The following is a 13795-nucleotide window of genomic DNA, read 5'->3' as shown; positions in this document are numbered from 1 at the left end:
ACTGACAATGCCCCTCGAAGTCAGGCCGCCTCGCGGAACCGCGCCGCCGCCTCACCCCGCGAGCCGACCCCCAGCTTGGTCAGGATGTTCGCCACGTGGAACTTCACCGTCGACTCGCTGATGTGCAGATCCTCGGCGATCGCCCGGTTCCTGTGCCCCTGCGCCAGGTGCCCGAGCACCTCCAGCTCCCGCGACCCAAGACCGCCCAGCGGGTCCACCGCCGCAGGCGCCGGCGTGCCCAGCGGGACGACGGCCGTGACCGTCGTGCCCCACCCCGGCACCGCGTCGATCGTCACCTTCCCGCCGACCGCGCCGAGCCGTTCGTTGACCCGGTGGGTCGAGAGCGAGCAGTACGAGAGCTCCCCGGGACCGTCGTCGCGTACCGTCGCGCGCAGTTCGTCGCCCGCCACCTGCCAGCCCACATGGATGCGCTGCAGCGGCGCCTGCTCCATCACGGACAGCACCACGGCCCGCACCACCGCGCGCAGCGCGTGCGCCTCGTTGGCCGGGACCGGGCGGCCGCGCTCCTCCACCGGAGGCCCGAGTTCCAGCCGTACGGGACTGTGCCGCAGCAGCGGTGCGAGGGAGTCCGCGAGCCGTTCGAAGGCCTCGTCGGCGGGCTCCTCGCTCAGCGCCTTGTCGCGGTCGGCCTCGGCGCGCTGTTCCAGGAGGGCGGTCACCGCGTACTCCGTGGCCCGCGCCCTGGCCGTCGCATCGTCCAGGTCCCGGCTGCGCAACACCCCGAGGAGCCCGGTCAGCGCGGCCGCGTGCGCGTCCCCGAGCTCGGCGATGATCCGCGCCCGCTCGGAGGCGGTGGCCCGGGAGCGGGCCATGTTCACGGGGATGGCCTCGGTCGTGAACCGCTCGGAGTGCGCGGTGACCAGGTCCCAGAGCGCCTGTACGTCGTCGAGCCCGGCCGCCACCGGCGCCGCGTCCTCGTCCCGTACGAGAACGAGCGTCGCCCCCTTGTGCGTCTTGTCGCTGAGGACGACGACCACCGGCCGATCCGCGCCGCCGATCCTGGCCATCCCCTCCCAGGGCTCCCCGGCCGTCGCCCCCTCCGCGATCCGCTCCAGCTCGGCGCCGGTGATCCGGCCGGTGAGCGCGGTGTCGCCGTACGACTTGATCGGCGTGTGCGTGCAGTGCGGGGACAGTTCGGCGGCGGCGCGGTGCGGTACGAGCGCGGCGACCGCGGCGGAGACCCGCCCCAGCATGTCGCCGAGGGATGCCTCGAGGACGGGGACGGCGGCGGAGAGCGGGATGGCGGCCATGTGTTCCAGCGTACGGCCGGGACCTGGCCCCGGCCCTGTCCTTCCGGCCAGGTCGAACCGTCCGAAAGGCGGGCCGGGCGGAGGGCGGCGAGGATCAAAGCTGGAACCCGAAGCACCCGAACCGACCACGACGGGCCACACGGAGGCACAGCATGGAAGCGATCGTTTTTGAGGAGTTCGGTGGCCCGGAGGTACTGCACCTCAAGGAGATCGACGAGGTGCACGCGGGCCCCGGCCAGGTGCGGATCAAGGTCGCGGCCGCAGGGGTCAACCCGGTGGACTACAAGATCCGTTACGGCTGGATGCAGGCCGCTTTCCCGACCGAACTCCCCGCAACCCCCGGTCTGGAGGTCGCCGGCACGGTCGACGAGATCGGCGAGGGCGTCACCGGGGTCGCGGTCGGCGACGAGGTGCTGGGCTGGAGCGTGACGGGCGCGTACGCCCAGTACGCCCTCGCCGAGGACTTCGCCCCCAAGCCCGCCGGGCTGTCGTGGGTGGACGCGGTCGCCCTGCCCGTCGCCGGCGAGACGGCCCAGCGCGTACTGGACCTCCTGGCCGTCCGCGAGGGCGAGACCCTGCTGGTCCACGGGGCGTCGGGCGCGGTCGGCTCGGTCGCGGTGCAGCTGGCGGTGGCGCGGGGAGCGAAGGTCGTCGGCACGGCGTCGCCCGCCCACCACGAGGTGCTGCGCGAGCGGGGCGTGGTCCCGGTCGCGTACGGAGAAGGCCTGGCGGGCCGGGTGCGGGAGGCCGCTCCACAGGGTGTGGACGCGGTCTTCGAGGCGGCGGGCCATGGGGATCTGCCGGCGCTGATCGAGACGCGCGGCGGGGAGAAGGACCGCATCGTCACGATCCTGGACCCGAGGGCGGCGGCCGAGCACGGCGTGATCTTCAGCGGGGAGTCCTCGGCGGACCGCGCGAAGGGGCTGGCGGGGCAGGCCCGGCTGCTGGCGGAGGGGAAGCTGAAGGTGCAGGTGGCGGAGGTCTTCCCGCTGGGCGACGCGGCCAAGGCGCAGCAGCTGAGCGAGGAGGGGCACGGTCGCGGAAAGCTGGTCCTGAAGCCGTAAGCCGCACCATCAAGCCCACATCCGGGAAAATCCAGCCCCTCCGGCGATTGAGGAGCGGGGGTCCGGGGGCGGAGCCCCCAGGGGTGCTGGCCTCGCGCCGAAACACGCTTGCCACCGCCGGAGCGAGGCACCGAGGATGACGCCCATGCCGACTTTCGCCGCACCCGACGGAACCGCCCTCGCCCACCACTCCGTGGGCGAGGGTGAGCCGCTGATCTGTCTGCCCGGTGGCGCCATGCGCGCCTCCGCCTACCTCGGGGACCTGGGTGGACTTGCGGCCCACCGTCGGCTGGTGCTGCTGGATCTGCGCGGCACCGGTGACTCGTCGGTCCCCGCCGATCCGGCGACGTACAGGGCGGACCGGCAGGTCGCCGACGTAGAGGCGCTGCGCCTCCAACTCGGCCTGGAACGGATCGACTTGCTCGCCCACTCGGCGGCCGGAGACCTGGCCCTGCTGTACGCCGCCGCGCACCCCCAGCGCATCAGGACCCTCACTCTGATCACGGCGCGGGGCCGTGCGGTCGGCGTCGACTTCACCGTCGCCGACCGCCACGAGGCGGCCGATCTGCGGAAGTCCGAGCCCTGGTACGACGGTGCGCGCGCGTGCTTCGACCGCATCTGGGACGGCGCCGCCACAGACCCCGACTTCGACGCGGCCGCGCCCTTCTTCTACGGCCGCTGGGACGCGGCGGCCCAGGCGCACGCGGCCCTCGACGTCGCCCAGACCAACGAGGAGGCCTCGGGCGCCTACGCAGGCCCCGGCGCCTTCGACCCGCCCGCCGCCCGCGCCGTCCTCGCCCAACTCGACGCCCGCGTCCTGCTCTTCGCGGGCGAGGTCGACAGCGGCCCGCGCCCCCGCGTCGCCGCCGAGGTGGCGAACCTGTTCCCCTCCGCCGAACTGGTCGTCCAGCCCGGCGCGGGTCACTTCCCCTGGCTGGACGACGCCGCCTTCTTCGTCCGCACGGTCACGGAGTTTCTCGGCCAGGGCTCAACTTCCCTCTGACGCCCGGCTGTTGAACGTGCGCCGCATCCGCAGCCGCCGTGCCGTGTTCCCAGCCCTCGTAGTCCGTCGCGCCCCGCACCCTGGTCGTGGTCGTCTCCGGGAACATCCGGTCCGCGCTCGCCTCCACCGCCACGTCGCGCGCCGCCAGCACGGGCAGCAGGCTGCCGTCCGCCTCCGCCGCCGTGACCTGCTCCGTCGTCTCCGTCAGCCGCTGGCCGAGCCGGCTCGCGTACGCCATCAGGAAGGACTGGCGGAACGTCTTGGTGCGCTTCCGCCCGCCCGCCCGCTGCCCCGCCTCGGCGCGCGTCATCGCCGCCGTGCCCTGCACGAGCAGTGACGTGTAGAGCAACTCGACGACTTCCAGGTCGGGTTCGAAGCCGACGACCGTCGAGAACGAGTACGAGCCGTTCCACACCGCGCGGCACCGGTTCGCGCTCGCCACCGCGTCCAGCAGGATCGCCTTCGCCGTCTCGTACGGCGCGTCGACCCCGATCCGGCACGCGGCCGGCGCATCCGGGTCGTGCCCCTGCGCCGAGAGCCGCGCCTCGTCGATGCTGTGCCGCGCCATCAGCTCCTGCGCCTTCGCGCTGAGCGCCTCCGCCTCATCGGGGAATCCGGTCGCCTCGGCCTTCGCGAGCAGCGCGCGGATCCGCGTGAGCATGCGCGGTTCGGCGTGGTGGTGCGGCAGTTGTACGTGGAGAGGCGTGGCCCCCGGCGCCGGCCCGACCGGCTCGATCGCGGGGAGCCGGAGCAGCAGCCGGTAGAGCTCCAGCACGGCGGTGGCCCGGGTGAAGCGGTCGCCCGCACGGTACGGCGCCGGGTCCAGCGCATCCAGCTGCGCCTGCCAGCGGGGCGGGAGGCGGTCGTACCCGCGTACCTCGGCGGTGATCAGCTCGGCCAGCAGCTGCTCGTGCCCGGCCTCCAGATCGCGGCGGACGATCCGTACGAGATCGGCGGGCTGCCAGCCCCGCTCCCAGGCCCGCCGCACGAACTCCTCGCCGCGCCGCCGCAGCGCCTCGTCGGCCGTCGGATCGGCGGCGAGGAGGGAGGCTCCGGTGTCCAGGCCCTCGTCGCCGTCGGTGTAGAGCGCGGCTGCGAACGCCTGGTCGATCACCTTGTGCATAGGTCCAGGGTAGGGCTGGGCCTACCCCGCAGACGCCCGCTGGTGGCCGTGATCGGGCGGGCCCGCGGCGGTTGGATTCGATGCATGGACACAACTGCCGTACGGCTCACCGCCGTCCGTCGCGTCTACCGCGACGTAGCTGCCCTCGACGGGGTCGATCTCGACTTCCGGACCGGGACCTTCACCGCTGTCATGGGGCCCTCCGGGTCCGGGAAGTCGACGCTGCTGCAGTGCGCGGCGGGGCTCGACCGGCCGACCTCCGGGGTGGTGGAGGTCGGCGGGACGCCGCTGACCGGGCTGAGCGAGCGGCGGCTGACGCTGCTGCGCCGCGAGCGGATCGGCTTCGTCTTCCAGGCGTACAACCTGATGCCGTCGCTCACCGCCGCGCAGAACGTGGCCCTGCCGCTGAGGCTGGCGGGGCGGAAGCCGTCGAAGGCGGAGATAGGGGAGGCGCTGGGACGGGTGGGTCTGGAGGGACGGGCGGGGCACCGGCCGGCGGAGTTGTCGGGCGGGCAGCAGCAGCGGGTCGCGCTCGCGCGGGCGCTCGTGACGCGGCCGACGGTGCTGTTCGGGGACGAGCCGACGGGGGCGCTGGACACCACGACGAGCGCCGAAGTGATGTCCATGCTGCGGGAGTTGGTGGACCGGGACGGTCAGACGATCGTGATGGTCACGCACGACCCGGCGGCCGCCGAGTACGCGGACCGCGTGGTGCGCCTGGTCGACGGGCGGGTGGCGTCGTGCTGATGGTCGTCCTTGCAGGACTTCGGACGCGGTGGACGACGCTGGTGGGGAGCTTCGTCGCGCTCGCGCTGGGGGTAGGCCTGATCGCGACGACGGCGCTGGGTCTGGCGGCGGCGCTGGATCCTCCCGTACGGCAGCCGGAGGGGTTCGCGGCGTCGCCGGTCGTGGTGATGGGGACGGACACGCTCACGGTGGGCCGCAAGACGCAGAAGCTTTTTCATCCACAGCCTGTGGACAAAGAACTGGTGCGCGAACTTCGCACGCTGGGACCGGTGCAGGGCGGCGGCAACGCGGTCGGTGTGGACGCCCCGGCCGACCGGGTCCGGGCGATGGTCGGCCATCGTGCACAGGTCCTCACCGGGGATGCGCGCCGCCGCGCCGATCCGGCCGCGGCCCGCGACGAGGAGGCCGTGGTGACAGTGGTCTCGGTGCTGGGGACGTCGGGCGGGGTCGCGGCCTTCGTCTCGGTGTTCGTGGTCGCGTCGACCTTCGCCTTCTCGGTGGCGCTGCGCAGGCGGGAGTTCGGGCTGCTGAGGACGGCGGGGGCGACGCCGGGGCAGGTGCGGCGGCTGGTGATGGCTGAGGCGGGAGTGGTGGGTGTGGTCGCTGCGGCGGCGGGCTGCGCACTGGGGGAGTGGTGCGCTCCGCTGCTGGCGCGACGGCTGGTGGGGGCCGGGATGGCGCCGGAGTGGTTCGCGATCGGCGAGCAGACCTGGCCGCTCCAACTGGCGTTCTGGACAGGCCTGTTGGTCGCGATGACGGGTGCGTGGACGGCCTCGCGAAGGGCGGGCCGGATCGGCCCGGTGGAGGCGCTGAGGGAGGCGTCGGTGGACGAGGGGGTGATGCCGTGGAGCCGGAAGGCGATCGGGGCCGCGCTGCTGGCGGGCGGAATCGGCCTGATCGGCTGGACCCTGGCGAGCGACCCGTCGGAACTGCTGCACCGCAAGACGTACATGACGCAGCCCATGGTCCTGATCACGGGAGCGGCGCTGCTGACACCCCTGGTGGTGGGGCGGGTTGCGCGGGCGCTGCGGCTGCCGGGGGCGGTCGGGATGCTCGTACGGGAGAACACGGCGGCGTCCGTACGCAGAACGGCGGCCATCGCGGCGCCGGTGCTGATGACGGTGGCCCTCGCCGGGACGGTGATGGGGGCGACGGCGACGAAGGCGGAGGCGAAGGCGGCGGAAGCGAGGGCCCGTACGCACGCCCAACTGATCGTGACGGGCGAGGACTTGAAGGTCCCGTCACACGCCATCCGCGGAGCAACCCTCACGCCCTCCGCATCAACGGGAGTGTTCACGCTGGAGGACGGCGTAGCTCTGGTGAAGTCGGAGGCAAGAGCAGTGCCGCCGGGCACCTTCCCCGACCTGGACGACCACTCGATCGTGGTCAACGAGGAGTGGGCACAGCACAACCTGGGCGAGCGGGTCACGCTCTGGCTCGGGGACGGCCGCAAGACGTCGCTGCGGATCGTAGGGGTCCAGCCGATCGGCACGGGCGACAACGGCGCGTACGTCACGCCGGCGAACGGGGGCCCGGCGCCGGTGGACCGCATAGAGGTGACGCTGCGCCCGGGGGCGGACAGGGCGGCGGTGACGGCGGAGCTGCGGAAGGCGACGGGCGGAGAGGTGAGGACGAAGGAGGAGTGGCTCCGGGCAACGCACCCGCGCACGAACGCCCAGACACGCCTGGGCCTGTGGGTGGTCCTTGGGATCGCGCTGCTCTACACGGCGATCGGCCTGGCGAACACGCTGGTGATGGCGGGTTCGGTACGCAAGGAGGAGCTGAGGTCGCTGGGCCTGGCCGGTGCGACGAGGACCCAGGTCCTGCGCGTGACGGCGGGCGAGGCGGTCCTGGCGGTGGGTATCGGGGCGGTGCTCGGGGCGGCGGTGACAGCACTGAACCTGGCGGGCGTGACGGCAGCCCTCTCCCGCCTGTCGGCACCCACGACGGTGGTGGTGCCGTGGCAGGAGATGACGGGAGCGGCGGGGGTGTGCGCAACGATCGCGCTCCTGATGTCCTTGCTCACGCGCTTCGGCAGCCGCCGGGCAGAACGCGGCGCGCGCCTGCGTTCTCGCCGGGCAACATCCGCGCCCCGACCCGCACCATCAAGCCCACACCGGGCAAAATCAAGCCCCTCCGGCGATTGAGGAGCGGGGGTCCGGGGGCGGAGCCCCCGAGGGTGCCGGCCCCGCACCTCGCCCCGCCCCCACCGCACCCCCATAAGTCCGGTTTGCCGGAAAAGCCCGCTACCCTCGACCCCATGAGCTGGCTCCGCGCGCTGAAGGAGGCCGGGCGCTCGGGGCTCAAGATCGAGCGGCGGCGCCTGGAGCCCCTCATCGCCGTCCGCGCCGCCGTCGGCCTCGCCCTCGTCATCGCGCTGGCCCTCGCCATCTCCACCCCGGCCGCCGCCGCCAGCTCCGCCTTCGGTGCGTACTCCGCCGCCATCGCCACCTTCCAGCGCAGCTGGCGGCCCCGCCCCGTCCTCGCCCTCGTCTCCGGCGCCAGCCTCGCCGTCTCGACGTTCGTCGGGTATCTCGTCGGCACCCAGGGCGCCCTGTTCATCGTGCTGCTCGCCGTCTGGACCTTCCTCGCCGGTCTCGCCTGGGCCGCCGGCCCCACCGCCGGCATCATCGCCTCCTCCAACGTGGCGATCATGCTCGTCACGGTCACCCTCCCCACCTCCGTCGCGAACGCCGCCGCCCACGCCGGGATGATCGCCCTCGGAGGCCTGGTCCAGGCCGCGCTGATCGTGCTCTTCCCCGTACGCAGATGGGGCGCCCAGCGCGACGCCCTCGCCGACGCCCTGGCCGCCGAGGCCGACTACGCCCGCCGCCTCCGCCAGGACCCGCACGCCCCCTTCGACGCGATCCCCTTCATGACGGCCCGCAGCGCCGCCGCCGTCAGCGCGCGCCAGGCCCGCCGCCGCCCCGCCGAACTGCACGGCACCCGCGGCCTCGCCGAGCGCATCCGGCCCGTGCTCGCCTCCCTCGCCGACCCCTCCGTCGGCGCCCCCGCCGAGGGCCCCGAACGCGACCGGGCCCGCGAGATCCTGGCCGCGGCAGCCTCCGTACTGGACGCCTCGGCCCACGCCATCCGCCACGGCAAGCCCATGGTGGTCCCGGCCCCCGCCCTCGCGACCCTCCGCACCCCCGACACCGGGGCGATCCTCACAGGCCCCGCCCACCGCTCGGCCGTACGCCTGATCGCCCTGCTCAGGGACGTCGTCGAGACGGCCAGGGGCGCGGGCACCACAACGGACCAACCCGAACCCGACGAGCCCGCCGCCCCGCTCCTCCGCCCCAGCCTCACCCGCCTCCTCCCCGTTGCCGCCCGCGCGATGCGCCGCGAGGCGACCCGCCCCGACTCCCCGATCCACCGCCACGCACTGCGCGTCGCGGTCGTCGCCACCGTCGGCTATCTGCTCGGCGAGGTCCTCCCGCTCGGCCACGGCTACTGGGCCCCGATGGCCGCCGTCATGATCATGCGCCCGGACTTCTCGCAGACGTACAGCCGCGCGATCGCCCGCTTCGGCGGCACCCTCGTCGGCGTCGCCCTGGCCACCGCGGTCGTGCAGCTGGCCCACCCGGGCCTCTATCTCTCCGCCGGCCTCGCGGTCCTCTGCGCGGGCCTGATGTACCTGCTGATGCGCACCGGGTACGCCGTCTCCCAGGTCTTCGTCGCCGCGTACGTCGTCTTCCTGCTCGGCATGGGCGGCCTCCAGTGGACCCAGACCGTCCCGGACCGCGTCATCCTGACCCTCGTCGGCGGGCTGCTCGCGATGATCTCGTACGCCGTCTACCCGGCCTGGGAGACCCCGCGCCTGCGCACCCGTCTCGCCGACTGGCTGATCGCGGTGGGCCGTTACTCCGCCGAGGTCGTCTCGCACTATGCGGACCCGGCGGGCGCCCGCCGCTCCGACGTACGGCAGTCCCTGCTCGCGGTACGCGCGGCCGACGCCGCCTGGCACGAGGCGCTCGCCCGTGCGGCGAACGAGCCCGTACGCCACCGGGGCCTCTCCCGCGCCGCCGCCGACGACGCCGCCCACGCCCTGGACCGCCTCGGCCGCGTCTCCATGCTGATGGAGGCCCACCTGCCCGAGCGCTCCACGACCCCGGTCCCGGCCGCCGAGGCCCTCTCCGACGCGCTGCGCGACTCCACCGAGAAGGCCGCGCGGGCGGTACGGGACCGACGCGTCCCCCAGTGGGACGAAGTGCGCGACGCCCTCGCCGCCTGGGACGGCGAGGGCGTGCCCGACCGGGTGGTACGGAAGGGAGCGGGCCTGGTCCTGGAGTCCCTGGAGGAGTTCTCCGAGGCCCTGGACGACGAAGGCCCGCGCCCCGCCTAGGACTTGGGCAGCTCGAGCCCGCTCGGCAGCTTGATGTTGTCCGCCTTGGTGAAGGTGTCCTTGACGCCGCCGTCCCACGACACCACCAGCGACGTGCCGTCGGCGGACTCCACCGCGCCCATCGTGCGGTCGGTGTTCCCGTCCACGCACTTCAGCGACAGCATCTGCTTGCCCATGTCGGCGACGGAGCCGGAGCAGACGTGCTCGCCCGCGATGGCCGCGATCTTCCCGCTGACCGACAGGGCGATGGTCTTGCCGCCCGTGGTGGCCACCCAGGTGCCGTCGATGCTCCCGGACTTCCCGCTGCCGCCACCGGTGTCACCACCCGTGTCACCGCCGGTGTCACCGCCCGTGGACGAAGCCGACGACGTGGCCGCGGTGGGTGTGTCCGTGCCCTTGCCGGAGTCGGACTTGTCGCCGCTGGAACACCCGGCCAGCGCGAGCGCGGCGGCCGTGACGGCGGTGAGAGTGGTCGTACGTACGTGCCTGTGCACTGCTGAATCCCCCTGGATCGACTACGCGAGCGGGCCAAGTTACCAGGAGTACCCGAACAGTTGGAGCCGGAAGCGCCCGCGCGGCGTCCTAGCTGTAGCCGGTCGAACACCCCGCGTGCACGTGCATCTTCCCGTGCAGCCGCACGTGAACGCAGCTATGATCCGGAGCAGTTGACATCTGTACTACCAGGGAGCTTCCTGTGCACCACGCGTACAACGGCATGGCGGCAACGGAGCTTCACGGGGTCGTCTGGCAGAAGTCGGAGCACAGCAACTCACAGGGATCCTGTGTCGAGTTCGCCCGGCTCCCGGGCGGGGATGTGGCGGTACGCAACTCACGCCACCCCGAGGGACCTGCTCTGATCTACACCCCGGCCGAGATCGAGTCGATGCTCATAGGGGCCAAGGCCGGGGAGTTCGACCACCTCATATCCGAGGCGTAGCCGACGAACGCCCCTCAGCCTTCGGCCTGCAGCCGGAACAGCGCCCAGACCACCTTGCCGCGCAGGGTCCCGGCGAGCGGGTGCCAGCCCCAGCTGTCCGCGAAGGACTCCACCAGGAAGAGCCCGCGCCCGGACTCGGCCGCGCAGTTCTCCAGGTCCTGCGGCTCCCGCGGCTCGGGCGACGCATGACTGGGGTCGCGCACCGCGCACACCAGCCGTGAGGTCCACCGCATCAGATGCAGCCGCACCGGCGGCTCGTTCCCGTCCTCGCGCGGAGTGTCGGCGGGCAGGGCGTGGCGCAGCGCGTTGGTGACCAACTCGGAGACGACCAGGGCGACATCGTCGAAACGGTCGCTCAACTCCCATGACGCCAGCGTCGACTTGGTGAACTGTCTCGCCCCGCGGACGGCCTCGTAACGGGTGGGCAGCGCGCACGAGGCGGAGCTGGAGACGGCTGCGGGGTCGATGGGGGGAAGGCCCTGTCTTAAAGGCTCCAACGACTCGAGCACGGTCGATCCATTCGTCCCCATGCGAGGCACTCCCGGGAATCGCGGCCGTGGCAGACAACTGTGCCGTGGCGAGCGGGCGGTGGTACGAGAACGCAGGTGCGCGGGGACCATGGTTCCGAATGCGCAGGGCAGATGCAAGGGCAGATGCACGTGCACGCGCCGGACTTGGGTGCTGCCGTGACGTTTCTTGCTCATTTCTTCCGTCAAGGTTCTTCCACTTTCTACTCGCCGGTTTTGCTCTTTTGCCATCTCCGTAATCGTTTGAGTACAGGCTGAAGCGTTTTGGTGGCAGACTGCGGCTTCGCACACACCATCGGTAAGGGGAGGGGATGACGCAGTGTCGACCGGAGAGAACGGTTCCGTCGTACGGCGCATCCTGCTGGGATCTCAGCTCCGGCGGCTGCGGGAGTCGCGAGGCGTCACCCGCGAGGCGGCCGGCTATTCGATCCGCGCGTCCGAATCCAAGATCAGTCGCATGGAGTTGGGACGGGTGAGCTTCAAGTCCAGGGACGTCGAGGATCTGCTCACGCTGTACGGCGTCACCGACGACGCCGAACGCGAGCCGCTGCTCGGCCTTCTCCGGGAGGCCAACATGTCCGGCTGGTGGCACAGTTACGGCGACGTCCTGCCCGGCTGGTTCCAGACGTACGTCGGTCTGGAGAGCGCCGCCTCCCTCATCCGCATCTTCGAAGTGCAGTTCGTCCACGGCCTGTTGCAGACCGAGGCGTACGCACACGCGGTCGTCGCCCGCGGCAACCCCGACGCCTCACCGGCCTCCGTCGACCGCAGGGTCGCCCTGCGCCTGGAGCGCCAGAAGGTCCTCGTCGACGAGCGCGGCCCGAAGTTCCACGCCGTACTCGACGAAGCGTCCCTGCACCGCGCGCCCACGGGCGACCGGGCCCTGATGCAGGGCCAGTTGAGGCATCTCCTGGACGTCTCCGAGATGTCCAACGTGACGCTCCAGGTGATGCCGTTCTCCGCCGGCTGGCACGCGGGCGAGAGCGGATCCTTCGCCATGCTGCGCTTCCTGGAGTCGGACCTCTCCGATCTCGTCTATCTGGAGCAGCTCACCAGCGCCCTCTACCTCGACAAGAGCGAGGACGTCGCCCAGTACGAGCGGGCGTTCGAGAAGATACAGCGCGACTGCGCGACCCCCGCACAGAGCAGGGACCTCCTCAAGGGACTCCTTCAACTCCCCTGAAACACAAGTACGATGACGCGACATCAGGCCCAGGGGATGCCCCCTGGCATCGCGCATCTGTTTGCGTCATAGGGGATCTCATGTCCTTCTTCAGCGACCTGGACCGCCAGTACATCGACGGTGAGTGGAAGCCCGGCAGCGGCTCCTGGGACATCATCGACTTCAATCCGTACGACGACACCAAGCTGGCGTCGATCACCGTGGCCACCGTCGACGAGGTGGACCAGGCCTATCGCGCCGCCGAGCGCGCCCAGGTCGCCTGGGCCGACACCAACCCCTATGCGCGCCGCGCCGTGTTCGAGCGCGCCCTCGCCCTCGTCGAGGAGCGCGAGGGCGAGATATCCGACGCGATCGTCGCCGAACTCGGCGGCACCCGGCTGAAGGCCGCCTTCGAGATCCACCTCTCCAAGGAGTTCCTGCGCGAGGCGATCCAGCTGTCGCTGCGCCCCGAGGGCCGCATCATCCCCTCGCCGGTCGACGGCAAGGAGAACCGCGTCTACCGCGTCCCGGTCGGCGTCGTGGGCGTCATCAGCCCCTTCAACTTCCCCTTCCTCCTCTCCCTGAAGTCGGTCGCCCCGGCGCTCGCGCTGGGCAACGGCGTGGTCCTCAAGCCGCACCAGAACACCCCCATATGCGGCGGCACCCTGGTCGCGAAGCTCTTCGAGGACGCGGGCCTGCCCGGCGGACTGCTGAACGTCGTGGTCACCGACATCGCCGAGATCGGCGACGCGCTCCTCATCCACCCGGTCCCGAAGGTCATCTCCTTCACCGGCTCCGACAAGGTCGGCCAGCACGTCGCCACCGTCTGCGCCGCGCACTTCAAGCACTCCGTCCTGGAGCTCGGCGGCAACAGCGCGCTGATCGTCCTGGACGACGCGGACGTCGACTACGCCGTCGACGCGGCGGTCTTCAGCCGTTACGTGCACCAGGGCCAGGTCTGCATGGCCGCCAACCGCATCCTGATCGACCGCTCGGTCGAGGCGGAGTTCACGGAGAAGTTCGTCGCCAAGGTCAGGACCCTCAAGACCGGCGACCCGGCGGACCCCACGACGCACATCGGCCCGCTGATCAACAACTCCCAGGCGGAGTCGGTCAGTTCGGTCGTCGAGCAGGCCGTGGCGGCGGGCGCGACGGCGCTGCTGCACGGCACCACCGAGGGCAACCTGGTGGCTCCTTCCGTACTGACGGACCTGCCGGCCGGCTCCCCGGTCCTCCACCAGGAGATCTTCGGCCCGGTGGCGCTGCTAATCCCCTTCGACGGCGAGGAGGAGGCGGTACGGATCGCCAACGACACTCCGTACGGACTGAGCGGCGCGGTGCACACCGGCGACATCGAGCGCGGCGTACGCCTCGCGAAGCGCATCCGCACCGGGATGATCCACATCAATGACGGCACCGTCCACGACGAGCCGATCGTCCCCTTCGGCGGCGAGAAGCGCTCGGGCCTCGGACGCCTCAACGGCGACTCGATGGCGGACGCCTTCACCACCCAGCAGTGGATCTCCATCCAGCACGGCCGCAGCGGATTCCCGTTCTAGTACGGCAGGTTCATCTGCTCCCGCGGGCCCTTTAGGACACGTTCTGTCCTAGAGGGC

At 71.9% G+C, this 13795-nt stretch carries 12 protein-coding genes; 8 read left to right on the top strand and 4 right to left on the bottom strand.

Annotated features, from left to right (window positions below; genetic code table 11):
* Nucleotides 1-20: 20 nt before the first annotated feature.
* Complete coding sequence (locus OG707_RS17355) at nt 21-1271, bottom strand: helix-turn-helix transcriptional regulator (RefSeq protein ID WP_329119211.1); 1251 nt, start codon at nt 1269-1271, stop codon at nt 21-23.
* Nucleotides 1272-1423: 152 nt separating this feature from the next.
* Between OG707_RS17355 and OG707_RS17350 the strand changes: the two genes are divergently transcribed.
* Together OG707_RS17350 and OG707_RS17345 are read left to right on the top strand one after the other, a co-directional pair.
* A complete protein-coding gene (locus tag OG707_RS17350; RefSeq protein ID WP_329119209.1) occupies nt 1424-2335 on the top strand; it encodes an NADP-dependent oxidoreductase in 912 nt (303 codons plus the stop codon).
* 145 nt (nt 2336-2480) lie between these two features.
* A complete protein-coding gene (locus OG707_RS17345) occupies nt 2481-3338 on the top strand; it encodes an alpha/beta fold hydrolase (protein ID WP_329119207.1) in 858 nt (285 codons plus the stop codon).
* Here the strand turns inward: OG707_RS17345 and OG707_RS17340 are convergent.
* On the bottom strand, nt 3301-4461 hold the full coding sequence (locus OG707_RS17340) for a DUF2786 domain-containing protein (RefSeq protein ID WP_329119205.1): 1161 nt from the start codon (nt 4459-4461) through the stop codon (nt 3301-3303). The genes OG707_RS17345 and OG707_RS17340 overlap by 38 nt on opposite strands.
* Before the next feature lie 84 nt (nt 4462-4545).
* On the opposite strand from OG707_RS17340, the gene OG707_RS17335 reads away from it, so the two are divergent.
* From OG707_RS17335 to OG707_RS17325, 3 genes are all read left to right on the top strand, one after another.
* The gene (locus tag OG707_RS17335) at nt 4546-5208 is read left to right on the top strand and encodes an ABC transporter ATP-binding protein (protein WP_329119203.1); all 663 of its coding nucleotides are present in this window, start codon (nt 4546-4548) and stop codon (nt 5206-5208) included.
* Nucleotides 5208-7355, top strand: coding sequence for an ABC transporter permease (locus OG707_RS17330; RefSeq protein WP_329119201.1), 2148 nt, complete (start codon nt 5208-5210; stop codon nt 7353-7355). The genes OG707_RS17335 and OG707_RS17330 overlap by 1 nt, the downstream gene beginning before the upstream one ends.
* A gap of 113 nt (nt 7356-7468) precedes the next feature.
* Nucleotides 7469-9553 (top strand): FUSC family protein, encoded by a 2085-nt coding sequence (locus tag OG707_RS17325; RefSeq protein WP_329119199.1) that lies wholly within the window; start codon nt 7469-7471, stop codon nt 9551-9553.
* Here the strand turns inward: OG707_RS17325 and OG707_RS17320 are convergent.
* Nucleotides 9550-10047: a hypothetical protein gene (locus OG707_RS17320; RefSeq protein WP_329119197.1), complete on the bottom strand. Its 498-nt coding sequence runs from the start codon at nt 10045-10047 to the stop codon at nt 9550-9552. The genes OG707_RS17325 and OG707_RS17320 overlap by 4 nt on opposite strands.
* A 200-nt stretch (nt 10048-10247) precedes the next feature.
* Here OG707_RS17320 and OG707_RS17315 point away from each other — a divergent pair, with 200 nt between their 5' ends.
* Nucleotides 10248-10490 (top strand): DUF397 domain-containing protein, encoded by a 243-nt coding sequence (locus tag OG707_RS17315; RefSeq protein WP_329119195.1) that lies wholly within the window; start codon nt 10248-10250, stop codon nt 10488-10490.
* Nucleotides 10491-10504: 14 nt separating this feature from the next.
* Here the strand turns inward: OG707_RS17315 and OG707_RS17310 are convergent, their stop codons facing one another.
* Nucleotides 10505-11020: an ATP-binding protein gene (locus tag OG707_RS17310; RefSeq protein WP_329119193.1), complete on the bottom strand. Its 516-nt coding sequence runs from the start codon at nt 11018-11020 to the stop codon at nt 10505-10507.
* 316 nt (nt 11021-11336) lie between these two features.
* Here OG707_RS17310 and OG707_RS17305 point away from each other — a divergent pair, with 316 nt between their 5' ends.
* Nucleotides 11337-12200, top strand: a complete 864-nt coding sequence (locus tag OG707_RS17305; protein ID WP_329119191.1) for a helix-turn-helix domain-containing protein — start codon at nt 11337-11339, stop codon at nt 12198-12200.
* Nucleotides 12201-12280: 80 nt separating this feature from the next.
* Nucleotides 12281-13738, top strand: coding sequence for an aldehyde dehydrogenase family protein (locus OG707_RS17300; protein WP_329119189.1), 1458 nt, complete (start codon nt 12281-12283; stop codon nt 13736-13738).
* Nucleotides 13739-13795 lie beyond the last annotated feature (57 nt).

This window comes from Streptomyces sp. NBC_01465, from assembly GCF_036227325.1.
In the GTDB taxonomy this organism is placed as follows: domain Bacteria; phylum Actinomycetota; class Actinomycetes; order Streptomycetales; family Streptomycetaceae; genus Streptomyces.
Note: the sequence above shows the minus strand (reverse complement) of the source record. Positions and strands in the feature narration are given on the sequence as shown.

What these genes read in the sequence shown, in the direction of transcription:
- OG707_RS17355 (WP_329119211.1), bottom strand. Translation starts at nt 1,271, where the DNA reads ATGGCCGCCATCCCGCTCTCCGCCGCCGTCCCCGTCCTCGAGGCATCC.
- OG707_RS17350 (WP_329119209.1), top strand. Translation starts at nt 1,424, where the DNA reads ATGGAAGCGATCGTTTTTGAGGAGTTCGGTGGCCCGGAGGTACTGCAC.
- OG707_RS17345 (WP_329119207.1), top strand. Translation starts at nt 2,481, where the DNA reads ATGCCGACTTTCGCCGCACCCGACGGAACCGCCCTCGCCCACCACTCC.
- OG707_RS17340 (WP_329119205.1), bottom strand. Translation starts at nt 4,461, where the DNA reads ATGCACAAGGTGATCGACCAGGCGTTCGCAGCCGCGCTCTACACCGAC.
- OG707_RS17335 (WP_329119203.1), top strand. Translation starts at nt 4,546, where the DNA reads ATGGACACAACTGCCGTACGGCTCACCGCCGTCCGTCGCGTCTACCGC.
- OG707_RS17330 (WP_329119201.1), top strand. Translation starts at nt 5,208, where the DNA reads ATGGTCGTCCTTGCAGGACTTCGGACGCGGTGGACGACGCTGGTGGGG.
- OG707_RS17325 (WP_329119199.1), top strand. Translation starts at nt 7,469, where the DNA reads ATGAGCTGGCTCCGCGCGCTGAAGGAGGCCGGGCGCTCGGGGCTCAAG.
- OG707_RS17310 (WP_329119193.1), bottom strand. Translation starts at nt 11,020, where the DNA reads ATGGGGACGAATGGATCGACCGTGCTCGAGTCGTTGGAGCCTTTAAGA.
- OG707_RS17300 (WP_329119189.1), top strand. Translation starts at nt 12,281, where the DNA reads ATGTCCTTCTTCAGCGACCTGGACCGCCAGTACATCGACGGTGAGTGG.